This window comes from Streptomyces sp. NPDC101151 (assembly GCF_044768335.1).
In the GTDB taxonomy this organism is placed as follows: Bacteria; Actinomycetota; Actinomycetes; order Streptomycetales; family Streptomycetaceae; genus Streptomyces.
The window spans coordinates 293,482-313,640 of sequence record NZ_JBIWPP010000004.1 but is presented as its reverse complement, the minus strand read 5'-3'; the positions used below and the strand labels follow the sequence as shown (position 1 = coordinate 313,640).

At 72.2% G+C, this 20,159-nt stretch carries 22 protein-coding genes; 12 read left to right on the top strand and 10 right to left on the bottom strand.

All coding sequences use genetic code 11. The features are described 5' to 3' along the window. Positions 1 to 15 precede the first annotated feature (15 nt). The 5 genes from ACIRU3_RS09820 to ACIRU3_RS09800 form a co-directional block, all read right to left on the bottom strand. Positions 16 to 1,311: a PP2C family protein-serine/threonine phosphatase gene (locus ACIRU3_RS09820; RefSeq protein ID WP_404054423.1), complete on the bottom strand. Its 1,296-nt coding sequence runs from the start codon at positions 1,309 to 1,311 to the stop codon at positions 16 to 18. Between the two features lie 79 nt (positions 1,312 to 1,390). After that, positions 1,391 to 1,798 (bottom strand): peptide-methionine (R)-S-oxide reductase MsrB, encoded by a 408-nt coding sequence (msrB, locus tag ACIRU3_RS09815; protein WP_404053920.1) that lies wholly within the window; start codon positions 1,796 to 1,798, stop codon positions 1,391 to 1,393. Between the two features lie 14 nt (positions 1,799 to 1,812). After that, the gene (gene murC, locus ACIRU3_RS09810) at positions 1,813 to 3,204 is read right to left on the bottom strand and encodes a UDP-N-acetylmuramate--L-alanine ligase (protein WP_404053917.1); all 1,392 of its coding nucleotides are present in this window, start codon (positions 3,202 to 3,204) and stop codon (positions 1,813 to 1,815) included. 195 nt (positions 3,205 to 3,399) lie between these two features. Next, positions 3,400 to 3,873 (bottom strand): indole-3-glycerol phosphate synthase, encoded by a 474-nt coding sequence (locus ACIRU3_RS09805; RefSeq protein WP_404053915.1) that lies wholly within the window; start codon positions 3,871 to 3,873, stop codon positions 3,400 to 3,402. Between the two features lie 156 nt (positions 3,874 to 4,029). Next, positions 4,030 to 4,917 carry a pyrimidine reductase family protein gene (locus ACIRU3_RS09800; RefSeq protein WP_404053912.1) on the bottom strand — a complete coding sequence of 296 codons (888 nt, stop codon included), beginning with the start codon at positions 4,915 to 4,917 and terminating at the stop codon, positions 4,030 to 4,032. A gap of 37 nt (positions 4,918 to 4,954) precedes the next feature. Here ACIRU3_RS09800 and zapE point away from each other — a divergent pair, with 37 nt between their 5' ends. The 8 genes from zapE (at position 4,955) to ACIRU3_RS09760 (ending at position 11,498) form a co-directional block, all read left to right on the top strand. After that, positions 4,955 to 6,058 carry a cell division protein ZapE gene (zapE, locus tag ACIRU3_RS09795; RefSeq protein WP_404053909.1) on the top strand — a complete coding sequence of 368 codons (1,104 nt, stop codon included), beginning with the start codon at positions 4,955 to 4,957 and terminating at the stop codon, positions 6,056 to 6,058. Between the two features lie 196 nt (positions 6,059 to 6,254). Further along, positions 6,255 to 6,653 (top strand): hypothetical protein, encoded by a 399-nt coding sequence (locus tag ACIRU3_RS09790; protein ID WP_404053906.1) that lies wholly within the window; start codon positions 6,255 to 6,257, stop codon positions 6,651 to 6,653. Positions 6,654 to 6,727: 74 nt separating this feature from the next. Further along, positions 6,728 to 7,306, top strand: coding sequence for a carbonic anhydrase (locus ACIRU3_RS09785; RefSeq protein ID WP_404053903.1), 579 nt, complete (start codon positions 6,728 to 6,730; stop codon positions 7,304 to 7,306). Positions 7,307 to 7,314: 8 nt separating this feature from the next. Then, complete coding sequence (locus ACIRU3_RS09780) at positions 7,315 to 8,811, top strand: SulP family inorganic anion transporter (protein WP_404053901.1); 1,497 nt, start codon at positions 7,315 to 7,317, stop codon at positions 8,809 to 8,811. Positions 8,812 to 8,957: 146 nt separating this feature from the next. Beyond that, a complete protein-coding gene (locus tag ACIRU3_RS09775; RefSeq protein WP_404053898.1) occupies positions 8,958 to 9,758 on the top strand; it encodes a slipin family protein in 801 nt (266 codons plus the stop codon). Positions 9,759 to 9,767: 9 nt separating this feature from the next. Then, complete coding sequence (locus tag ACIRU3_RS09770; RefSeq protein WP_404053895.1) at positions 9,768 to 10,328, top strand: YbhB/YbcL family Raf kinase inhibitor-like protein; 561 nt, start codon at positions 9,768 to 9,770, stop codon at positions 10,326 to 10,328. A gap of 114 nt (positions 10,329 to 10,442) precedes the next feature. Then, the gene (locus tag ACIRU3_RS09765) at positions 10,443 to 11,297 is read left to right on the top strand and encodes a polysaccharide deacetylase family protein (protein WP_404053892.1); all 855 of its coding nucleotides are present in this window, start codon (positions 10,443 to 10,445) and stop codon (positions 11,295 to 11,297) included. 18 nt (positions 11,298 to 11,315) lie between these two features. Further along, positions 11,316 to 11,498: a hypothetical protein gene (locus ACIRU3_RS09760; RefSeq protein WP_404053890.1), complete on the top strand. Its 183-nt coding sequence runs from the start codon at positions 11,316 to 11,318 to the stop codon at positions 11,496 to 11,498. Positions 11,499 to 11,530: 32 nt separating this feature from the next. Here the strand turns inward: ACIRU3_RS09760 and ACIRU3_RS09755 are convergent, their stop codons facing one another. Then, on the bottom strand, positions 11,531 to 11,971 hold the full coding sequence (locus tag ACIRU3_RS09755; RefSeq protein ID WP_404053888.1) for a DUF6086 family protein: 441 nt from the start codon (positions 11,969 to 11,971) through the stop codon (positions 11,531 to 11,533). Positions 11,972 to 12,044: 73 nt separating this feature from the next. On the opposite strand from ACIRU3_RS09755, the gene ACIRU3_RS09750 reads away from it, so the two are divergent. From ACIRU3_RS09750 to ACIRU3_RS09735, 4 genes are all read left to right on the top strand, one after another. Continuing rightward, positions 12,045 to 12,761, top strand: coding sequence for a peptidyl-tRNA hydrolase (locus ACIRU3_RS09750; protein WP_404053885.1), 717 nt, complete (start codon positions 12,045 to 12,047; stop codon positions 12,759 to 12,761). 151 nt (positions 12,762 to 12,912) lie between these two features. Continuing rightward, the gene (locus tag ACIRU3_RS09745; RefSeq protein ID WP_404053882.1) at positions 12,913 to 14,277 is read left to right on the top strand and encodes a DUF692 domain-containing protein; all 1,365 of its coding nucleotides are present in this window, start codon (positions 12,913 to 12,915) and stop codon (positions 14,275 to 14,277) included. Positions 14,278 to 14,539: 262 nt separating this feature from the next. Further along, positions 14,540 to 15,307: a DUF4142 domain-containing protein gene (locus tag ACIRU3_RS09740; protein ID WP_404053880.1), complete on the top strand. Its 768-nt coding sequence runs from the start codon at positions 14,540 to 14,542 to the stop codon at positions 15,305 to 15,307. A gap of 96 nt (positions 15,308 to 15,403) precedes the next feature. Further along, complete coding sequence (locus ACIRU3_RS09735) at positions 15,404 to 16,204, top strand: TIGR04222 domain-containing membrane protein (RefSeq protein WP_404053878.1); 801 nt, start codon at positions 15,404 to 15,406, stop codon at positions 16,202 to 16,204. A 262-nt stretch (positions 16,205 to 16,466) separates the two neighbouring features. On the opposite strand, the gene ACIRU3_RS09730 is transcribed toward ACIRU3_RS09735, so the two are convergent. The 4 genes from ACIRU3_RS09730 to ACIRU3_RS09715 all read right to left on the bottom strand — a co-directional run bounded on the left by ACIRU3_RS09730 (position 16,467) and on the right by ACIRU3_RS09715 (position 20,105). Next, a complete protein-coding gene (locus ACIRU3_RS09730) occupies positions 16,467 to 17,684 on the bottom strand; it encodes a serine hydrolase domain-containing protein (RefSeq protein ID WP_404053875.1) in 1,218 nt (405 codons plus the stop codon). A gap of 64 nt (positions 17,685 to 17,748) precedes the next feature. Next, positions 17,749 to 18,414, bottom strand: a complete 666-nt coding sequence (locus ACIRU3_RS09725; RefSeq protein ID WP_404053872.1) for a DUF4097 family beta strand repeat-containing protein — start codon at positions 18,412 to 18,414, stop codon at positions 17,749 to 17,751. A gap of 54 nt (positions 18,415 to 18,468) precedes the next feature. After that, positions 18,469 to 19,446, bottom strand: a complete 978-nt coding sequence (locus tag ACIRU3_RS09720; RefSeq protein ID WP_404053869.1) for a GNAT family N-acetyltransferase — start codon at positions 19,444 to 19,446, stop codon at positions 18,469 to 18,471. A 95-nt stretch (positions 19,447 to 19,541) separates the two neighbouring features. Further along, positions 19,542 to 20,105, bottom strand: a complete 564-nt coding sequence (locus ACIRU3_RS09715) for a carboxymuconolactone decarboxylase family protein (RefSeq protein WP_404053867.1) — start codon at positions 20,103 to 20,105, stop codon at positions 19,542 to 19,544. Positions 20,106 to 20,159: the final 54 nt, after the last annotated feature.

Here is a 20,159-nt window from a genome sequence, read left to right as displayed (position 1 = left end):
AGGAGGAAGGGGGGTTCAGCCCACCGCCCCGGCGTCGACCGGCCTCTCCGCACTCACGTGCCGCGACCGTGGCCGCGCCGCGAGAACCGCCACGTCGTCCTCCGCGTGGCGGGCGTCCAGGCTGGTCAGGATGGTGTCCAGGACCTCGTCCACGCCGTGGCCGGCGGTGAAGCGCAGGGCGGACAGACGGGCCATGGAGCTGTCGATGTCCTCGCCGCGGCGCTCCACGAGCCCGTCGGTGAAGAGCACCAGGGTCTGGTCGGGGGACAGCTTGTGGGTGGCCGACTCGTAGCCGCCGAAGCCGGTGCCGAGCGGCGGCCCGACCGGCACGGGCAGGGGGTCGGTCCGGCCGTCCCCGCTGATGAGCACGGGCGGCAGATGGCCCGCACTGGCGAGCGTGACCTGGCCCCGGCCGGGGTCGATCCGCGCCAGCAGACAGGTGGCCGGCCTCCGCTCGGCCTCGCCGGAGGCTATGTCGTCCATCTGCCGCAGCACCCGATGCGGTGGCAGGTCGGAGGAGGCGATGTAGCGCAGCGAGGAGCGGTAGGCGCTCATGTCGACGGCGGCCTCCAGACCGTGGCCCATCACATCGCCGACGACGAGCAGGGTGCGGCCGAAATGGAGCCGTACGGTCTCGCACCAGTCGCCGCCGACCAGCACCCGGCTGCTGCCGGCCGGGAGGTAGCGGATGGCGACGTCCAGGTTCGGGTGCGGTCGGCCGGGCTCCGCCAGCAGCGCGCGTTGCAGGTCACCGGCCGTGCGGTTGACCAGGTCGTAGGCGCGGGCGTGCCGGATGTGGGAGGCGGCGCGTTCGGCGAGGAGGCTCAGCTGCTCGGCCTCCGAACGGGTGAACCGCGCTCCGTGCCGCGCCGCGACCAGGATGCCGTACTGGTCGCTGCCGCTGGTCAGCGGCAGACAGAGCGCGGGCCGGGCGCGGCTGCCGGCCGGCTGCTCGATCCAGGGCTCCGGCAGTCTGTCGGCCGCCGGAGTGCCCACCTCCCGGGCCAGGGCCGTGGCCCACCGGGCATCGGGCAGTACGTACTCGTCCCCGGTGATCGCCTCGTAGCCGGAGACGATCTTCCCGGTCCGGCGCATGACCGCGGCCCCGCCGCCGGCCAGCCGTACGGCGGCCCGGGTCAGCTCGGAGCAGGTGGTCTCCTCGTCGAGGGTCGTACCGATCCCGCCGGCGGCGGCGCGCAGCAGCGCCAGCCGCGGCGCGTCGCCCTCCGGATCGCCGGCCCCGTCCTCCTGACGGTGGCCGTCGGCGGGCACGGGCTTGCGACGGGTCTGGATCCAGCGCGCGACACCCATCACCCTCACAGACTCTCAAACCGGAGCGCGCCGGGCACCGGTCCCAGGTGTCCCGGCCGCCCCTGGAGCCCCCGTGGTGTCAGGCCTCGTCCGGCGTCAGCCGCAGCGAGATGCTGTTGATGCAGTACCGCTGGTCGGTGGGGGTCTGGTAGCCCTCGCCCTCGAAGACATGGCCGAGGTGGGAGCCGCAGCGGGCGCAGCGGACCTCGGTACGGACCATGCCGTGGGAGCGGTCCTCGATCAGCTCCACCGCGTCGGTGTCCTTCGGGTCGTAGAAGGACGGCCAGCCGCAGTGCGACTCGAACTTGGTCGTGGAGGTGAACAGCTCGGCACCGCAGGCACGACAGGAGTAGACGCCCGTGGTCTTGGTGTCCGTGTACTCACCGGTGAAGGCCGGCTCGGTGGCGGCCTGGCGCAGCACGGCGTACTCGCCGGGCGTCAGCTCCGCGCGCCACTGCTCGTCCGGCTTCTCGACGTCGTACGACATGAGCTTCAGCCCCTCTACTGCTGCGACAGGCGGTCCAGGATCTGCGGGCCCAGGTCGGTCACGTCGCCCGCGCCCATGGTGAGAACGAGATCACCGGGCTTCGCCATTCCCGCGATCACCGCGGGGCTCTCCGCCTTGGCGTGCACGGCGGTGACGTCGGCGCCCGCCGCGCGCGCCGCCTCGATGATCAGCTTGCTGGTCACCCCGGGGATCGGGTCCTCGCGGGCCGGGTAGATGTCGAGTACGACCGAGGCGTCGGCGAGCGCCAGCGACCGGCCCATCTCCTTGCCCAGCTCCTGGGTGCGGGAGAACAGGTGCGGCTGGAAGACGACCAGGATCCGGGAGTCACCGGCCGCGGCGCGCATGGCCTCCAGGTCGGCGGTCATCTCGGTGGGGTGGTGGGCGTAGGAGTCGATCACCTGCACGCCGGCCGCCTCGCCCATGAGCTGCAGGCGCCGCTTGACACCGGTGTAGGCGGCCAGCGCGGGCGCCAGCTCGCCGGCGGGGATGCCGAGGGCGGCGCCGGCGGCCAGCGCGGCGACCGCGTTGAGTGCGTAGTGACGGCCGGGCACGGAGACCGCGAAGGTCAGCTCCTGCCCGTCCAGCACCGCGGTGACCTGGCTCTTCAGCCCCTGCGGCACGATGGCGAGGACCCGCACGTCGGCGTCCTCGGCCTCGCCGTAGGTCACGGTCCGCACCGACCCGGACAGCCGCCGCGTCAGCTCCCGCGCACCCTCGTGGTCGGCGGAGATCACCAGCGTGCCGCCGGGCACGATCTTGCCGGCGAAGGTCTCGAAGGACTCGTAGATCTCGTCCATCGAGGCGTAGTTGGCGTGGTGGTCCAGCTCGACGTTGAGGACGATGGCGACCTCGGGCGCGTACTTGTGGAAGCTGCGGTCCGACTCGTCGGCCTCGGCGACGAAGATCTCGCCCTCGCCGTGCAGCGCGTTCGAGCCGGGCGCGTCCAGGTCGCCGCCGATGGCGTACGACGGCTTCAGGCCCAGCTCGCCGAGCGAGACCGCCAGCATGGAGGTGGTGGTGGTCTTGCCGTGGGTACCGGCCACGGCGATCGGCCGCAGGCCCTCCATCAGCGCGGCGAGCGCGTCGGAGCGGTGCACCACCGGGATGCCCAGCTCGGCGGCGCGGGCCAGCTCCGGGTTGTCCTTGCGGATCGCCGAGGACACGACGACACAGCTCGCGTCGTCGGCGAGGTGCTCGGTGGCATGCCCGATGTGCACGGTCGCACCGAGGGCGCGCAGCGCCTCGGCGGTCGCCGACTCCTTGGCGTCACTCCCGGCCACCTTGGCCCCACGCTGCGCGAGGATCTTGGCGATGCCCGACATCCCGGCGCCGCCGATGCCGATGAAGTGCGGACGGTCCATGGCGGTGGGAAGGCCGGGTGCCATGTGTTTCTCCCCAGAGACGGTGCGGGCTAGAGCAGGCCTAGCCTATGCGCTGGAACACGGGGCACCTCGCAAGGGGCGCAGGCGCGGCCGGCCCGCGGGGGCGCGGGGTACTGGACGGCCGGCCGCGGACCACCCGCAGCCGAGATCGCGCCCGCCGTTCCCCGCCACCCCGACGGCCGGGCGAAGCGGCAGCGGCTACGCCTTGCTGTGCGAGAACAGCTTCAGCACCGGCACACCGACCTTGTGCCGGGCCCGGGAGGCCCAGTCCCGGTGGAAGAACTCCTCCACATAGTGGGGATCGGTCAGCACGATGACCTCATCGGCCCCGGCCTCGGCGACCAGAGCCTTCAGCGCGTCGAGCGGATGATCCTCGACCAATCGTCCCTCGGCCTCGCTGCCGGCGGTCCGCAGGGCCGTCAGGGACACATCGAGCGCCTGCTGTCCCACGCTCCTGGCCTCCTCGCCCTCGGGCGTCGCACCCTCGCGGCGGGCCTCGTCCAGTTCGCCGAGCGCGATGTCGTCGATGGCCCGCAGCAGCCGGTCCGCCTGGTCACCGCGCGGCTGGAGCAGTACGTGGAAGGAGACCGGCTCGTCCCCGTGCAAGGTGGTGACGAACTCCACGTCGGCGGATGTCAGAGCCTTCTCGATCATCAGAACGCTTGTGAACACCAGGCGCCTCTTCTCCTTCGAGGGCCCGGTGGGGCCCTGCGTCCTCCGTGGGCCCGGCAAGGCCCTGCGGAAACCATCCTGCCCCGTGATCGCACGGGTAGTGCCGGACCTAGTGTGCCCGCCGAAAGCCAAACGGAACGGCTGATTCCGCTGTTTTCAGGACCGCCGGTAACGACTGAACAGGAAACCGTCGTCCTCCAGCAAGGACATCAGTTCGAAGCGGCGCGGAACGGCCACGGACGGCCCTCCGGCGATGCGCTGGGCGTCCCCCGCCGTGAGCATCGGCGAGACGGTCAGGCACAGCTCGTCGAGCACCTCCGCGGCCACCAGCTGGCCGAGCAGCCGGGGACCGCCCTCGGTGAGCAGCCGGGTGTGACCGAGATCGGCGAGGGCGCGTACCGCGCGGGCCGGGTCGACGCCCATGCCGTCCCCCGCGACGACCACGCGGGCGCCGGCCTTCTCGGCGGCGGCGACGCGGTCCGGGGGCGCGCCGGCACCGGTCAGGATCAGAGTGGGCACCAGGGGCGAGGTGAACAGTGGCAGGGAGAAGTCCAGCTCCAGACCGGTGGTGACGACCGCGATCGCCGGGGCCGGGCCCTGCCCCGCGCCCTTCCGGGCCTCCGCGAACTCCGCACGCGCGCGTGCCGGGCGGTACCCCTCCTGCCGTACCGTTTCCGCTCCCACCACGATCGCGTCGGCGAGCGCGCGGAGCGTGCCGAAGACGCGCATGTCGGCCGCGCTGGAGATGGGCTGGGAGTGCCCCTCGTGCTGGGCGGCGCCGTCGAGGGTCGAGACCATGTTGGCCCGCAGCCACGGCCGCGGGGCACCGGCCCCGGGCACCGGCTCCGGATAGGCGTAGGCGGCGGCCAGCTCGGCGAGGCTCCACTCACGGTTCACGAGCCCATCGGCACCGGCAGAACCGCCGGTCCCGTCCGGCGCGGGAGCCGCATGAGCCGCGGCCGCCCCATGCCCCTCCTCCCCCTCCGCGCCCCCGCCGAAGGCCTGGGCTGCTGTTTCGTCGGTCACAGGGAACAGGCGTCGCATGTCGTGCAGTGTGACACGGCGCTTAGCATGGGTAACCGTGTCGTCCTCCACCACCGCCCCCGGTTCCAGCCCTTTGACCGATGCGGGCCCGCTGTCCCTGTGCACCCGTGAGCCGCACGTCCCCGCGGACCGTCTGGTCGGCGAGATGGTGCCGCCGCCGCGTTTCGACTCGGTGCGCTTCGCGACGTACATCCCGGACCCGAACCAGCCGAGCCAGACCGAGGCGGTGCGGGTGCTGGAAGGTTTCGCGGCCGGACTCGGCGGCGCACACGCCTCCGGCTCCGGCCGGCGCGGATTCTTCGGCTTCGGCAGGGCCAGGGCGCCGAAGACCCCGGCCGGTCCCCGCGGCGTCTACCTGGACGGCGGCTACGGCGTGGGCAAGACCCACCTGCTCGCCTCCCTGTGGCACGCCACCCCGGCCGAGCCCGCGCTCAAGGCGTTCGGCACCTTCGTGGAACTGACCAACCTGGTCGGCGCGCTCGGCTTCCAGAAGACCGTGCAAACGCTCAGCGGCCACCGTCTGCTCTGCATCGACGAGTTCGAGCTGGACGACCCCGGCGACACCGTGCTCGTCTCCACACTGCTCGGCAAGCTGGTCGAGGCAGGCGTGGCGCTCGCCGCCACCTCCAACACGCTGCCCGGGAAGCTGGGCGAGGGCCGGTTCGCCGCCGCCGACTTCCTGCGCGAGATCCAGGGCCTGTCCGCCCACTTCCGCCCCCTGCGCATCGACGGCGAGGACTACCGCCACCGGGGCCTGCCCGAGGCTCCGGCGCCGTTCTCCGACGAAGAGGTGACGAAGGCGGCGTACGCCACAGCGGGCGCCTCCCTGGACGACTTCCCGCATCTGCTGGAGCACCTGGCCAAGGTGCACCCGAGCCGGTACGGCGCCCTGACCGACGGGGTGACGGCGGTGTGCCTCACCGATGTGCAGCCGGTGCCGGACCAGTCGACCGCGCTGCGGCTGGTGGTGCTGGCGGACCGCCTGTACGACCGTGAGGTCCCGGTGCTCGCGTCGGGGCTGCCGTTCGACCGGCTGTTCAGCGAGGAGATGCTGAACGGCGGATACCGCAAGAAGTACTTCCGCGCGATATCCCGGCTCACCGCGCTGGCCCGGGACGCCAAGGGACTCCTCGCCTCCTAGCCGCCCCTGACAGCCGATCAGACACCCCCGGGTCAAGGGCCAGTTCAAGCCACTCGCCCGCACTTTTCACGCTCTCTTGCGCTCGTAACGCCCAGTTAACCCTGCAAAGGACTTTGCAGGGTTAACGTGTTTCTTGACCATCCATTGACCAATGCTTGGCGTGGGCAAGAGGCGTGAGCTCTCGGGAGGAGGGTGCATGTTCCGAGGTACGACGGCCCGGGCCGTGCTCACCCTGCTCAGCGCCGCCCTGCTCGCCCTGCAGTTCTTCGCACCGACGGGAACCTTCGCAACCGCGCACACAGCGAGTCACGCGAAGGCCAAAGCTGCACCCGAAACCGTGCACCCCACCCATCCCGCGCGCAACGGGGCGTACACGCTCCGCGACAGCGGTTGTTCGCAGGAGCCCGCCGCGGGTGGCCGGCACCTGCGCGACCGGCAGCGCGGCTCCGTCTCCGGCTGGGCGCACGAGCGCCCGCCCATAGCCCGTCAGGCGGCCGCCCCACAGGCGCCGGCCGCATCCGGTGCACCGCACCACCGCACCTCGAGATCCTCCAGAGCCCACTCCCCGGCAGCTCTTCAGGTCTTCCGCTGCTGAGAGACGGCTCGCCCCCCACGAACGTCGTGCAAGCCCGACGCGCCGCTGCGGCGCGCCAGGAGGAATCCACACATATGCAGCCCCTCATCGACAACGCCCGCACCTTCGGACAGCGCCCTGAGGAGTTCGCCAAACTCGCAGAAGGCCAGTCCCCGCAGGTCCTGTTCATCACCTGCTCCGACTCCCGGGTCGTCCCGGCCCTGATCACGGGCGCCCGCCCCGGCGAGCTCTTCGAGCTGCGCACCGCGGGCAACATCGTCCCTCCGTACACCTCGCAGCACCCCACCAGCGAGGCCGCCACCATCGAGTACGCCGTCGAGGTGCTCGGCGTCCGCGACATCGTCGTGTGCGGCCACTCGCACTGCGGGGCCGTCGGCGCGCTGGTGCGCGGCGACGACCTGACCGCCGTACCCGCCGTGCGCGACTGGCTGGCGCACGCCACCCCGCGCCCGGCCGGCGCGGCCGAGGACCCCGAGGTCGCCGAGGGCGTCCAGAGCCATGCCCTCACCCAGCTGCTGCGGCTGCGCTCGTATCCGTGCATCGCGCGAAAGCTGGCGCAGGGGCAGCTGGGCCTGCACGCCTGGTACTACGAGGTGCACACCGGCGCCGTCCGGACGCACCGCCCGCAGACCGACACCTTCGAAGCCCTGTGAGCGCGCCGATGAACAGCACTCTCATATCCCGTTTCCCCCATCTGAAGCAGGACTTCGCCGCCTCCCTCGTCGTGTTCCTGGTCGCGCTCCCGCTGTGCGTGGGCGTGGCCGTCGCCTCCGGGGTGCCGGCCGAACTCGGCCTGGTCACCGGCATCGTGGGCGGCCTCGTCACCGGGCTGATGCGCGGCAGCAGCCTCCAGGTGTCCGGACCGGCCGCCGGACTGACCGTGCTCGTCTACGAGGCGGTCAAGGAGTTCGGGCTGCCGGTCCTCGGTGCCGTCGTGCTCACCGCCGGCGCGCTCCAGCTCCTCATGGGCACGCTGAGGCTGGGCCGGTACTTCCGGGCCATCTCGGTGTCGGTCGTCGAGGGCATGCTGGCCGGGATCGGCTTGGTCCTGATCGCCGGGCAGCTGTATCCGGCCATGGCGGCCAAGGCTCCCGACTCGGGCCTGGGCAAGATGGCCGGGCTGCCGGGGGCGTTCCTGGACGTCCTCGGCAACAGGCCGGCGCTCCTCTCGCTCGCCCTGTGCGCGGGCACCGTCGCGGTGCTGGTGCTGTGGAAGCACGCGCCGGCGAAGGTGCGGACGGTGCCCGGTCCGCTCGCCGCAGTCGGCCTGGCCACGCTGGCCGCGCTCGCGCTCGGCCTGCCGGTGGCCACCGTCGAGGTGAAGGGGCTGCTGGACTCCGTCCAGCCCCCGCCGATGAGCGCCTTCGCCGAGCTCGCGAGCGTCGGGGTGCTCGGCACGGTCGTCGCGTTCACCCTGATCGCGTCCGCCGAGTCGCTGTTCAGTGCGGCGGCCGTGGACCGGCTGCACCACGGGCCGCGCACCGAGTACGACAAGGAGCTGATCGCCCAGGGCGCGGGCAACGCCGTGTGCGGGCTGCTCGGCGCGCTGCCGATGACCGCGGTGATCGTGCGCAGCGCGGCCAACGTGCAGGCGGGCGCCCGGACGAAGGCGTCCCGTGTGCTGCACGGCGTCTGGCTGCTGCTGTTCGCGGCTCTGCTCCCGGGCGTGCTCGCCTACATCCCGATCCCGGCCCTCGCGGGCATCCTGGTCTACTCCGGCGCCAAGCTGGTGCCGGTCCGGGCGCTGGCCGGGCTGTGGCGCGAACACCGGGGGGAGGCGCTGATCCTGGCCGTCACCGCCGTCTCGATCGTGGCGGTCAGCATGTTCGAGGGTGTGCTCATCGGCCTCGCCCTTGCGATCGTCAAGACGGCCTGGGAGGCCTCGCACATCCGGCTTGAGGTCGTCGACAAGGGCGCGGGCCCGATCGAGGCGTACCTGTCGGGCAACGCGACCTTCCTGCGGCTGCCGAAGATCCTCGACAGCCTGGAGTCGCTGCCCCAGGACCGCCCGGTGCGCCTGAATCTGTCCGGCCTGCACCATCTGGACCACGCCTGCCGCAAGGCCCTGGAGAACTGGGCCGCCCGGCACAGCGCGGAAGGTACCGAGCCGGTCCAGGTCACGGAGCCGGAGGAGCCGGTGAGAGCCACGGCCGCCTGACACCGGGCGGTCGTCACCGGGCCGGGGCGCCGACGCCCCTCGGCACCCCGGCCCGGACCCTGCTGCCCGGCCCATGGCTTCCGCCCCGGGCCGGGCATATCGTTGCAGCAGCGGACAGAAGGCAGGCCTTCGGCAAGGAGGTCACCATGCTTCAGGAGCTGTTGGGCGCCGCCGCGGCACTGGGTTCCGTGGGCGTCGTGTATCTGGCGATGGCAGCACGGGTGGTCAAGCAGTACGAGCGGGGTGTGCTGTTCCGGCTCGGGCGGGTCGCGGGTGACACCCGGCAACCGGGCCTGACGCTGGTGATCCCGTTCGTGGACCGGCTGCACAAGGTGAACATGCAGATCGTCACCATGCCGGTGCCCGCCCAGGAGGGCATCACCCGCGACAACGTCACCGTGCGTGTGGACGCGGTCGTCTACTTCCGGGTGGTCGACGCAACGAGCGCGCTGGTGAAGGTCGAGGACTACAAGTTCGCGGTCTCCCAGATGGCGCAGACCTCGCTGCGCTCGATCATCGGCAAGAGCGACCTGGACGACCTGCTCTCCAACCGGGAGAAGCTCAACCAGGGCCTGGAGCTGATGATCGACAGCCCGGCCGTCGGCTGGGGCATCCAGGTCGACCGGGTGGAGATCAAGGACGTGTCCCTGCCGGACACGATGAAGCGGTCCATGGCCCGCCAGGCCGAGGCCGACCGGGAGCGCCGGGCCCGGATCATCAACGCCGACGCCGAGCTGCAGGCCTCCAGGAAGCTCGCCGAGGCCGCCGAGCAGATGTCCGACCAACCGGCCGCCCTCCAACTGCGGCTGCTGCAGACCGTGATGGCGGTGGCGGCCGAGAAGAACTCCACTCTGGTCCTGCCGATCCCGGTGGAACTGCTGCACTTCCTGGAAAAGGGCCCGCAGCAGCCCGCGCCGAACGGCGACGGAAAGCAGCGCTCCGGTTAGCGTTCCGGCATGCGCAAGGGTTGGGTGATCGCCGTCGTGGCCGCGACGGCCGTCGTGTCGGGGTGCGGGGACCGGAGCGGCTCGGGTTCGGCCCCCTCCCCCACCACCTCCCACCGGCTCACGGTGATGAGCCCCGCCTACGCCGACGGCGGCACGATCCCGCGGCGCTACACCTGCGAGGGCGAGAACGTGTCGCCTCCGCTCGCCGTCACCGGCGTACCCCCGCAAGCCTCCTCCCTGGCCTTCCTGCTCCAGGACCCGGACGCCCCGCGCGGCACCTTCACGCACTGGCTGGTGTGGGACATCGACCCGCACGCCGGCCACCTCACCGCCGGCGAGCACCCGCGGGGGGCGGCCGAGGGCCGCAACGACTTCGGCAGGACGGGCTACGGCGGCCCCTGCCCGCCCCGCGGGGACAGCCCGCACCGCTACGTCCTGACGGTGTACGCCACCGACCGCCGCCCGGACCTCACCGCCGACGCCACCCGCGCCGACCTCCTCCACGCCCTGTCCGGCCACACGCTGGCCACGGGGACCCTGACCGGGCGGTACGGGCGCCAGGCGGATTGACCCGCGGCGTTGTTCACGTGGGTGAGGGGTGGTTGGCCGCCGTGCGGGTGACCGCCTCGCCGTGCCACTGGTCATATCAACGCATAACCGATCATTTAGTCCTACTTTCATACTGTGATTGCACCAGCACGCCGTATCACCGCCGTCTGCGCCCTGGGCGCGGCCCTCGCCGCCTGCGGTACCGCGGGCACCCCCGGCACCGCACGGCCGGCCCACGCCGAGCCCGGCACCGCCGCCTCCCCGTCCGGCTCCCGGGCACCCGTGCTCGCCCCGGGCCCGGACGGTCTGACCCCGGTGTTCGAGCACGGTCCGCGCACCCTGGGCAAGACCGTCGCGCTGACCTTCGACGCCGACATGACCGCCGACCAGGGGCCCCGCGCCGCCTCCGGCGAGCACTTCGACAACCCGGACCTGATCGGCACCCTGCGCACGCTGAAGGTGCCGGCCACCGTCTTCATGACCGGCCGGTGGGCCGAGCAGTACCCGGCGCAGGCCCGCTCCCTCGGCCACGACCCGCAGTTCGAGGTGGCCAACCACTCCTACAGCCACTACGCGTTCACCGACGACTGCTACGGGCTGCCGACCGTCGGCCCGGACCGGATGCGGACGGACGTCGAGCGGGCGTACACCGCCCTCCACAAGGCGGGCGTATCCGACGCGCTGCCCTACTTCCGCTTCCCCGGCGGCTGCTACGACCGTCAGGCGCTGCGCGCGCTCAGCGGGATCGGGGTCACCGCGGTGCAGTGGGACGTGGTGAGCGGGGACGCGTTCGCCACGGACGCCGACGCGGTCGTCCGGCAGGTGCTGGACGGTGTGAAGCCCGGGTCGGTGGTCGTCATGCACTGCACCCGCAGCGCCGCGCCGACGACCGAGCAGGTCGTCCGCACGGTCGTGCCCGAGCTGCGCAAGCAGGGGTACCGGTTCGTGAAGGTCTCCGAGCTGATCGGGGAGACGAAGGGCCACCGGTGACCGTCCTACGCTGAGGGCATGAGCGACGAGGACTGTTGCACGGTCACTGACGCGGCCCGGCCCCCGAAGGCCGACGGCCCGCCGTATGCCGAGTGCGTTCTGTGTCAGGAGCCCACGGAGTACCCGCAGTCGTACAAGGGCATCACGCTCTGCCCGGTGTGCGAGTGGCAGGAGGCACAGCGCACCGCCTGCTCAGGGTGACCGGCGGGCGGCGGGCGCTTGCTCGTTCCGGTTCAGCGGGGCATGCGGCGGCCCAGCTCCTGTGCCCGTTCGCGCAGTGCCGTCCCCCACACGCCGGCGTCCGCCGGGGTGGACATCCCCGTGCGGGCCCCGGCCTGCACGTCCGAGAGGGGGCCCGACGGGATCTCTTCGAGCCGCTCCCAGTCCGCCTCGATCCCGGCGCGCTCCGCCAGCACCAGCACGGTGGCCACGAAGCCTTCGGACAGGGCCAGCAGGACGGCGTGGCTCGTTCTCCGGTGCCGCGCCAGCAGCGCGTCGAGGAAGGCCTCGAACGCGACCGGGTCCAGCCGGCACTCGTCGTTCTCCATCGGCCCGAACCCCGAGGGCAGCCCCACCTCCTCCTCGAAGGCCGCCACCTGCAGCAGGAAGAGCCGCGCGGCTCCGTTCGACGGGTTCCACAGCGTCTCGTCGCCGATGTCGAAGTACTGGCTCATCCCGGCGCCCTCCCGTTGATCATGACGGGCCAGCGTATCCAGTCCGGAGGGACAGCTCGTAGGGTTGACTCCTGTGAGCCAGGTACCGACCGCCCCCCGTGACAGTCCCTTCCACTCCGAGCGCACCCCCCGCGACGAGGCGCCCCAGTACGTGCTGCCGCTCGTCGTGCGCATCGAACGGAGTGCCCCTCCTGCTCGTACCGATGCGCTGGAGGCGGCCGCGCGGGCCGTGCTCGTCCTGCTCGGTGATGAGCGGGCCGCCGGTGACGGAGAGTGGGCCGAGGCCGTGCGGGACTGGGAGGACGCTCGGATCCGGAAGGTCGTGCGGCGGGCCCGGGGGGCCGAGTGGCGGCGGGCCGAGGCGCTGCCCGGGATCACGGTGACCGGCAAGTCCGCCGAGGTGCGGGTCTTCCCGCCGGTGCCACTGGACGGCTGGCCCAAGGAGCTGGTGAAGCTGCAGGTGTCGGGGACGGAGCTGGACGATCCGGAACCGCCGGCCGGCGCCGATCGTGCGCAGCCGGTGCTGTGGCTGAACCCGGGGCTGGAGATGTCGGCCGGCAAGGCGATGGCCCAGGCGGGGCACGGCGCCCAGCTGGCCTGGTGGGCGTTGTCCGACGAGGCCCGCACCGCGTGGGCGGGGGCCGGGTTCCCGTTGGCCGTGCGCACGGCCGATCCCGCCGAGTGGCGCGAGCTGACCGGCAGCGGGCTGCCGTTGGTACGGGACGCGGGCTTCACGGAGATCGCTCCCGGCTCCTGCACCGTGGTCGCCGATCATCCGGCGCTGCGGTAGGGAGCACCGGGTGACGCGGGGCGGCCCGTACGGCGGTGACGGCGGTAGGGCGGGTACCGAACCTCAAATGTTCCTCTGAAGGCGGCTCGGCGGGGATTCGGATCCGCCCGGCCGGGCCATACCCCCGACATTCGACCGAGGGGGTGGAGCCATGCGGCGACTGGGCACGGGAATCGGCTGGCGGCCGGAGATCGCGGACGCCGTGGAGCGCATGCCGGGCATCGACTGGGTGGAGGCCGTGGCGGAGAACGTCTGCCCCGGCCACCTCCCCGACTCGCTGCTGCGCCTGCGCGAGCGCGGGGTGACCGTGATCCCGCACGGCGTCTCCCTCGGCCTCGGCGGCGCGGACCGGCCCGACGCGGGACGGCTGACGGCACTCGCCGAGCGGGCGGAGGCGCTCGGCGCTCCGCTGGTCACCGAGCACATCGCGTTCGTACGGGCGGGCGGCGCGCTCACCGCCTCGCCGCACCTGGAGGCGGGCCATCTGCTGCCCGTGCCGCGCACCCGGGACGCGCTGGACGTGCTCTGCGAGAACGTGCGGATCGCCCAGGACGCGCTGCCCGTGCCGCTGGCCCTGGAGAACATCGCCGCGCTGTTCTCCTGGCCGGGCGAGGAGCTGAGCGAGGGGCAGTTCCTGGCCGAGCTGGTCGAGCGGACCGGGGTACGGCTGCTCATCGACGTGGCGAACCTGCACACCAACCACGTCAACCGCGGCGAGGACCCGGCCGAGGCGCTCGCCGCGCTGCCCCTGGAGGCCCTTGCCTACGTCCATGTCGCGGGCGGCTTCGAGCGCGACGGCGTCTGGCACGACAGCCATGCACACCCCGTGCCGCGTCCGGTGCTGGACATCCTGACCGACCTCGCGTCCCGGGCCGCACCTCCCGGAGTGCTGCTGGAGCGGGACGAGAACTTCCCCGAACCGGCCGAGCTGGAGCGGGAGTTGGAGGCGATCCGGGAGTCCGTTGCGGCCGGACGGGCTGCCGGGGCGGGGCAAGTGGAGACTGCCGGGGCGGGGCCTGCGGAGGCTGCGGCTGCCGGGACGGCGCCCGTGGAAGGTGCGGCGGCCACGGCCGGCGCAGTGTCCGCGGGGGGCGTCGTCCTCCTGGCTCCGCCCGAGGCCCGGCAGCGGCTCGGCGTCGCCCAGGCCGCGGTGCTGTCCTCGCTGGTGGCCGGGACGCCGGTGCCGGAAGGGTTCGACCGGGTGCGGATGGGGGTGCAGGCGCGGGCGCTCGCGGCGAAGCGGGCGGACGTGGTGGCGAAGGTGGCACCGGAGCTGCCGGTGATTCTCGGGGCGGGGTACCGGGAGGCGTTCCTCGGGTATGCGCGCGTGCGGCCGATGAGCGGGGGGTATCGGCGGGATGCGCTGGACTTCGCGGGGCATCTGCTGAAGGTCGGGCGGCCGGAGGATGCGCGGGTGCGGCGGGAGCTGCGGGAGTGGTGGCTCCACCGCGCGGGTCCGGCGCCGCGGTCCCGTGGGCTGGCGGCGCGGGCGCGGGTGCTGCTGCGGAGGGGGTGAGCGAGGCGCCCGGCGCTGGTGCCGGGCGGGGTCGGGGCGCCCACCGGCGCCTGCCGGGTGGCCGGTGCCTGCCGGTCCTGCGCCTGAGCCTGGGCCTGGGCCTGCCGGGTGCCTGGGCCTGCGCCTGCCGGGTGTCTCCCTCACTCCCGGCCCCGACGGCCCGTAGCTCAACGGCACTGTGCCTGGCCACCCCCGACCCCGCAGTAATATGCCAGTCCCGCACCCACCCCGATGCACTCTGGTGTGCGGTGCAGGAGGCACCATGCGACCGCGACCCCCGATCAAGGGCCGAGGCATATTCAGCGGCACCGGACTCATCGTCATAGGCATGGCGGCGACGTGCGCGGCGCTGCTCATCCCGCTCTGGTCGTATGCCGACCAGCCGGGCACGACCGGCGCGAGCGTGCTGAGCGCGCAGACCGTGACGACCCCGTACGGTCCGCTGTCGGCGCAGGACCGGGACTTCGTCACCAAGGTCCGCCTGGCGGGTCTCTGGGAGCTGCCCGCCGGTCAGCTGGCGAAGCGGAAGGGGACCACACAGGCCGTACGGGACGCCGGACAGCACCTGATCGACGGGCACACCTCCCTCGACGCCCACGTCCGCACCGTGGCCTCCCAGCTCGGCGTGCCCCTGCCCAACGAGCCGAACGAGCAGCAGAATCAGTGGCTCGCCACCCTGGACGCGGCGCAGGGCCAGGACTTCGACCGCAAGTTCGCGGGCATCCTCCGCCTCGCGCACGGCCGGGTGTTCTCCCTGGTCGCCCAGGTCCGCGCCGGGACCCAGAACTCGCTGGTCCGCGATCTGGCCGACGACGCCAACACGACCGTACTGGACCACATCAAGGTCCTGGAGGCGACCGGGTACGTCGACTTCTCGGCGCTGGCCCGGGATCTCGCGGCGTCCCCCTCCCCCGTGCCCACACCCCCTGCGGTCGACCCCGGCTCCGCGGTGCCGGTCGCGCCGTCGCCCTCCACTACGTACTCCCTGCCGCCCGCCGCCTCCGGCCCGCCCCCGTCCAATGGCCCCTGAACTGCGGGAAAAACGGAACGTCACAGACCGACAACACTCGGTCCGGATAGTGAACAGGGCATGGCATTTCCCAGGCCACTGGCATAGAAACACGTCATGTTCTGGGTCCTACTGCTGCTCCTGGCCTGGGCGTTCGCCGGCATCGCGTGCACCCGGCTGTGTCTGGCCGCCGTACGCGCGGCGGCCGCTGACACGGGCGGAACCACCGCGGACCGGGGGCACGCTCTGACGCTGTACGAGGCGGCGTTCCTGTCCGGCGGCCCCGCGCGGGTCGCCGATGTGACCATGGTCTCCATGGCCCGGCAGCGACGGCTGCTGCTCGCGCACACGGGGTGGGCCACGGTGGTCGACCCCCGGGGCCGCGACGAGATGGAGCGGTCCGTCATAGGGGCGATCGGGCCGGAAGGCCAGTCCCGGATCGCTCCGGTGCGGACCGCGGCGGCCGGCGCCGAGGCGGTACGCCGGCTCGCCGACAGTCTGGTGCACGCCGGACTCGCGGTGCCCGACGGCGCGGGTACGACCGTGGCGGCCGGGGTCCGCCAGGTGCGCGCCGCCGCGCTCACCGTCCTCGCACTGGGCCTGACCGCGCTGCTGATGCCCGCCCAGACCGGGATGCCGCGCCTCCTCGTCGCCCTGTGGTTCGCCCTGCCGCTCACGCTCGCCCTGAGCTGCCTGGCCATCGCCCGGGTCGAGGTGCATCCGTACTCGCGCTGGGCCTCCCCGGCCGGACAGGCCCTGCTGGGGTCACTGACCCGGCGGCCGGCCGGTGACGGCGACGAGCGGTCCTTCCTCACCTCCGTCGCCGTACGCGGCATCCGGGCGATAGGCGAGCCGGAGCTGCGCGCTGCCTTCACCCATCGCGACCAGCCCTGGCGGGAGTTCGACGACAGGGCCTAGGAGTACTCCTACCGCTCGCTTGCCGGCTGACAACTACGTCTTCAACCCGACCCTCCTCACCGAGATCCTCGCCCTGCTCGGTTTCGGCCCGGTCCGTCACTGGGGCGAGGTGGTCCCACGCGTACCACCTCCGTCGCCGTCACGCCTCGGCCTGACCGGCCGGCGCCGGACCGCTGTCCGACGGGCAGGGACGGGGCATGCGCCCGCTCCGCCCCGCAGTGCGGGGCGGAGCGGGCGCCGGTGCGGAGGTCCGGGTGGGCGCTTACTCCTCGATCGCCTGGTAGAGGGTGGTCCAGAAGTCGTGCATCAGGTGGACCGAGTTGGGGGCGGAACTGCCGACCTGGGTGAGGAGGATGCCGACGACGTTGTTGACGGGGTCGGCGTACGTGGAGGTGCCGGCGCCGCCGTCCCAGCCGAACTGGCCGACGGGCGCGTAGTCGCCGCGGTAGGTCCGTACCGCCATCCCGAAGCCCCAGCCTCCGTGCTGCCCCTGGCCGAACGAGATGTGGACGTTGTTGGTGGCCAGCTCGGTGCGGGCGGCGTTCTGTGCGGGGGCGAGGCGGTTGGTGGTCATCAGTTCCACCGCCTGCCTGGACAGGATCCGCTCGCCGCGGTGCTTGCCGCCGTTCAGCAGCATCTTGAAGTAGGCGTGGTAGTCGTCCGCGGTGGAGACCAGACCGCCCCCGCCGCCCTGGAACGCCGGAGGAATGTTCCACCGGCCGCCCTTGGACTCGTCCCACACCTGGAACTCGCCGGACGCCGGGTCGGGCGCGTAGAGGACCGGCATGCGGTCGACCTTCTCGTCCGGGACGTGGAAGCCGGTGTCCTTCATCCCCAGCGGGCCGAAGACGCGCTCGCGCAGCACCTCGTCGAAGGTCTTGCCGGTCACCCGGGAGACCAGCACGCCGGCCAGGTCGCTGGCGATGTGGTACTGCCAGTGGTCGCCGGGCTGGTGCATCAGCGGCAGCGCACCCAGGCGGCGCAGCCACTCGTCCTGGTCGGGCATAGGAGTGGGCAGGTTGGGCGTCAGCCCCTGCGCGAAGACCTCGTTCATGATCGGCGTACCGATCGAGGTCATGTCCATACCGAGGCCGAAGGTGGAGGTCAGCACGTCCCGGACGGTGACCGGACGGCGCGCCGGGACCGTCTCGTCGATGGGGCCGTCGAACGCCTTCAGGACCTGACGGTCGGCCAGCTCCGGCAGCCACTGGTCCACCGGGTCGTCCAACCGCAGCCGGCACTCGTCCAGGAGCACCATCGCCGCCGATATCGAGAGCGGCTTGGAGGCGGAGGCCATCCTGAAGATGGTGTCCCGGCGCATCGGGGCGCCGCCGTCGTGCTGCATCGTGCCGAGCGTCTCGACGTACGTTTCGTCGTCTTTGCTGAAGAGCGCGACGACGCCGGGGATCTTGCCGGACTCCACGTGCCGGGCCAGCACGTCGCGGATCTTGCGCTGCCCTGATGCGGTGAACTGGGACATGGTGGGGTGCTCCCTGGTCGGGTGGAAGTGTCGGGGGGAGAGGAGAAGACGATGGATGACGGGGTCAGAGGCTGCGGGCGACGATGTCACCGGTGCTGCTGGTGGCGCTGATGTCCAGTACGGGGAAGCCGTCGTTCTTCAGGGCGTTGCTGACGCGGCCGTGGCGGAGGTCGGCGTCCAGAGTGGCGGAGATGCCGGGGGCGGCGGCGATCGAGATGTCGCCGTGCTGAGTTCGGAGCACCACCGTGCCGCGCACCGCCTCGTCGACGGTGATGCTGCCCCGCGTGGTGGAGATCTCCGCGGGGCCGCGTAGTCGGCCGACGTGAATGTCGCCGTCGACGGCGGTGAGACGCAGGCCCTCCACGTCGGCGATCTCGATGCGGCGGTGGGCGCCATGGGCGGTGACGTCGCCGAGCCGGCCCTCGGTGCGCACCTCCGCGGCGGCGGCGGTGGCCTCGACGCGGGAGCCGGTGGGCAGGTGAACCGTCACCTCGACGGATCCAAGGTTGCTCAGCACCCGGTTCTTCGCCTCCGGTGTGACGACGCGCAGCACGCCGTCGCCGTACTCGACCGCGATCTGCTCCGCGGCCTTCACATCGCGCCCCTTGGCCGCGTCCGCGGGACGCACCTGGACGGTGGTCTCGGCGCGGTCGGCGGCGACGAGGCTGATGCGGCCGGCGGGTATCTCCAGAACGGCGGCGATCGGGTCGGGGGTCTCGAACTTCTGCATCGGACGTTCTCCTTGGGAAGCGGTCAGGAGGAGGAGCGGTAAGGAGGGGGGTGGTCAGTTGTCGGGCAGGTCGAGTTGGTATTCGTGGGTGCTGCGGTGGAAGCGGAAGCCCAGCCGGCGGTTCACGGCGAGCATGTGGGTGTTGTCCTGTGCGTTGTCGGTCTCGATCTCCACGACTCCGGGGTGCTCGGCACGGAGCCTGCGCACCATCTCGGCCTTGACCCACAGCCCGAGCCCGTGGCCGCGGTGGGCGGCCACCACGACGGTGTCGTACTGCAGGGCCCGGCGGGTCTCCCCGGCCCGGATGACGATCTCGGTGTATCCGGCCATCTCCCCCTTGCCGAGCGCGGCGGTCGTCAGCAGCAGGTCACCGCGGTCGGCGAGCACTTCGGCCATGGCGCGGACCCGGTCGGCGGTCCAGGTCTGGCTGCCGTAGTCCATGTCGCCGGTGGGCATGTCGTTCATCGCGTTCTTGGCCGCGGCGAACGCCTCGGCCAGCTCGTCGGGAACCGTGCCGGTCCAGCCGGCCAGCTCGTAGCCGGGGTGCTCGGCGTCGGCCTCTGCATCGTCGGCGTGCGCGACGTCGAGAAGCAGGTGGTCGAGTGCCAGTACGCGCCGGAAGCCGCGCGCGGCGCAGAAGGCGCCACTCGGTCCGTCACCGGGTGCGGCGGCCACCAGGCTGCGACGCTGTTCGGCCTGTGCTGCCTTCACGGCTGTGGCCAGCAGGTGCGAGCCCACTCCCGAGCGCCGCCGGTCCGGGGCGACGTGCAGCTCCAGCTCTGCCAGGTGGCTTTGACCGGGCGAGGTGAACAGCCGCAGCCCGGCCACACCGACCACCGCACCGTCGGCCGTGGTGGCCAGCCACAGCAGTCGGCGGTTGTCCCGCCCGGCGACGGTGAGTCGGGCGTGGATCTGCTCGAACGTGGGCCGGGGCTCCTCGGGCAGATCGCAGGCGAGCGAGGCCGCCACGACCGCATGCCAGGCGGTGGCGTCTTCGGTCGAGACCTGGGTGAGCGGGACGGCGCTGATCATGTGTGACTCCTCGGTGGGGATGGCTCATGTTGTGTGGGGGCGGGCCGGGGGATCCGGTTCGGGCGATCCGGTCCTGACCGTGTCATCGCGTACGTTCAGGTCATCGCGTTCTCCCAGTCGGTGTGGCGCACGAGCGGCCAGTCGATGTCGATGCGCGCCGCGGTGGCCAGGTAGTTGGTGAACACGCTGAGCGCCACGTGGGCGATGACCTCGACGACGTGCGCGTCGGAGAGGCCGGCGTGCCGGGCTGTGGCCAGCCGCGCGTCGGAAACGGCTCCGTGGTCCCGGACCACCGCGGCGGCCAGGTCCAGGACGGCGGCGGCCCAGGGGTCGTCGGCCTCGCCCCGCCGCGCGCGGGTGGCCTCGGCCGTGGTCAGTCCGGCCACTTTGGTCCCACGGAACGCATGCACGGACAGGCAGTAGTCGGATCGGTTCTCCTGCGCCACCAGCAAGGCGATGCGCTCGCGCACACCCGGCGACAAGGTCCCCTCCGCGCTCAGGGCGGTGATGACGTCCACGTATCCCTTCAGTACGGTCGGGTTGTTGGCCATCACCTTGGCCAGGTTGGGGATGACTCCCAGGGCCTGGTGCGTGGCGGTGAACAGGGTCGCGGCTTCACCGGTCGCCTTCTCCGGATCAATGGTGTGCAGTCCTGGCATGCGGGTAACCCTGCCGGTGGATCTTGATACATTCCCGATGCTTCTTCGATGCAC

What these genes read in the sequence shown, in the direction of transcription:
- ACIRU3_RS09820 (WP_404054423.1), bottom strand. Translation starts at nt 1,311, where the DNA reads ATGGGTGTCGCGCGCTGGATCCAGACCCGTCGCAAGCCCGTGCCCGCC.
- msrB (WP_404053920.1), bottom strand. Translation starts at nt 1,798, where the DNA reads ATGTCGTACGACGTCGAGAAGCCGGACGAGCAGTGGCGCGCGGAGCTG.
- murC (WP_404053917.1), bottom strand. Translation starts at nt 3,204, where the DNA reads ATGGCACCCGGCCTTCCCACCGCCATGGACCGTCCGCACTTCATCGGC.
- ACIRU3_RS09800 (WP_404053912.1), bottom strand. Translation starts at nt 4,917, where the DNA reads ATGCGACGCCTGTTCCCTGTGACCGACGAAACAGCAGCCCAGGCCTTC.
- ACIRU3_RS09790 (WP_404053906.1), top strand. Translation starts at nt 6,255, where the DNA reads ATGTTCCGAGGTACGACGGCCCGGGCCGTGCTCACCCTGCTCAGCGCC.
- ACIRU3_RS09785 (WP_404053903.1), top strand. Translation starts at nt 6,728, where the DNA reads ATGCAGCCCCTCATCGACAACGCCCGCACCTTCGGACAGCGCCCTGAG.
- ACIRU3_RS09780 (WP_404053901.1), top strand. Translation starts at nt 7,315, where the DNA reads ATGAACAGCACTCTCATATCCCGTTTCCCCCATCTGAAGCAGGACTTC.
- ACIRU3_RS09775 (WP_404053898.1), top strand. Translation starts at nt 8,958, where the DNA reads ATGCTTCAGGAGCTGTTGGGCGCCGCCGCGGCACTGGGTTCCGTGGGC.
- ACIRU3_RS09770 (WP_404053895.1), top strand. Translation starts at nt 9,768, where the DNA reads ATGCGCAAGGGTTGGGTGATCGCCGTCGTGGCCGCGACGGCCGTCGTG.
- ACIRU3_RS09760 (WP_404053890.1), top strand. Translation starts at nt 11,316, where the DNA reads ATGAGCGACGAGGACTGTTGCACGGTCACTGACGCGGCCCGGCCCCCG.
- ACIRU3_RS09755 (WP_404053888.1), bottom strand. Translation starts at nt 11,971, where the DNA reads ATGAGCCAGTACTTCGACATCGGCGACGAGACGCTGTGGAACCCGTCG.
- ACIRU3_RS09745 (WP_404053882.1), top strand. Translation starts at nt 12,913, where the DNA reads ATGCGGCGACTGGGCACGGGAATCGGCTGGCGGCCGGAGATCGCGGAC.
- ACIRU3_RS09740 (WP_404053880.1), top strand. Translation starts at nt 14,540, where the DNA reads ATGCGACCGCGACCCCCGATCAAGGGCCGAGGCATATTCAGCGGCACC.
- ACIRU3_RS09735 (WP_404053878.1), top strand. Translation starts at nt 15,404, where the DNA reads ATGTTCTGGGTCCTACTGCTGCTCCTGGCCTGGGCGTTCGCCGGCATC.
- ACIRU3_RS09730 (WP_404053875.1), bottom strand. Translation starts at nt 17,684, where the DNA reads ATGTCCCAGTTCACCGCATCAGGGCAGCGCAAGATCCGCGACGTGCTG.
- ACIRU3_RS09725 (WP_404053872.1), bottom strand. Translation starts at nt 18,414, where the DNA reads ATGCAGAAGTTCGAGACCCCCGACCCGATCGCCGCCGTTCTGGAGATA.
- ACIRU3_RS09720 (WP_404053869.1), bottom strand. Translation starts at nt 19,446, where the DNA reads ATGATCAGCGCCGTCCCGCTCACCCAGGTCTCGACCGAAGACGCCACC.
- ACIRU3_RS09715 (WP_404053867.1), bottom strand. Translation starts at nt 20,105, where the DNA reads ATGCCAGGACTGCACACCATTGATCCGGAGAAGGCGACCGGTGAAGCC.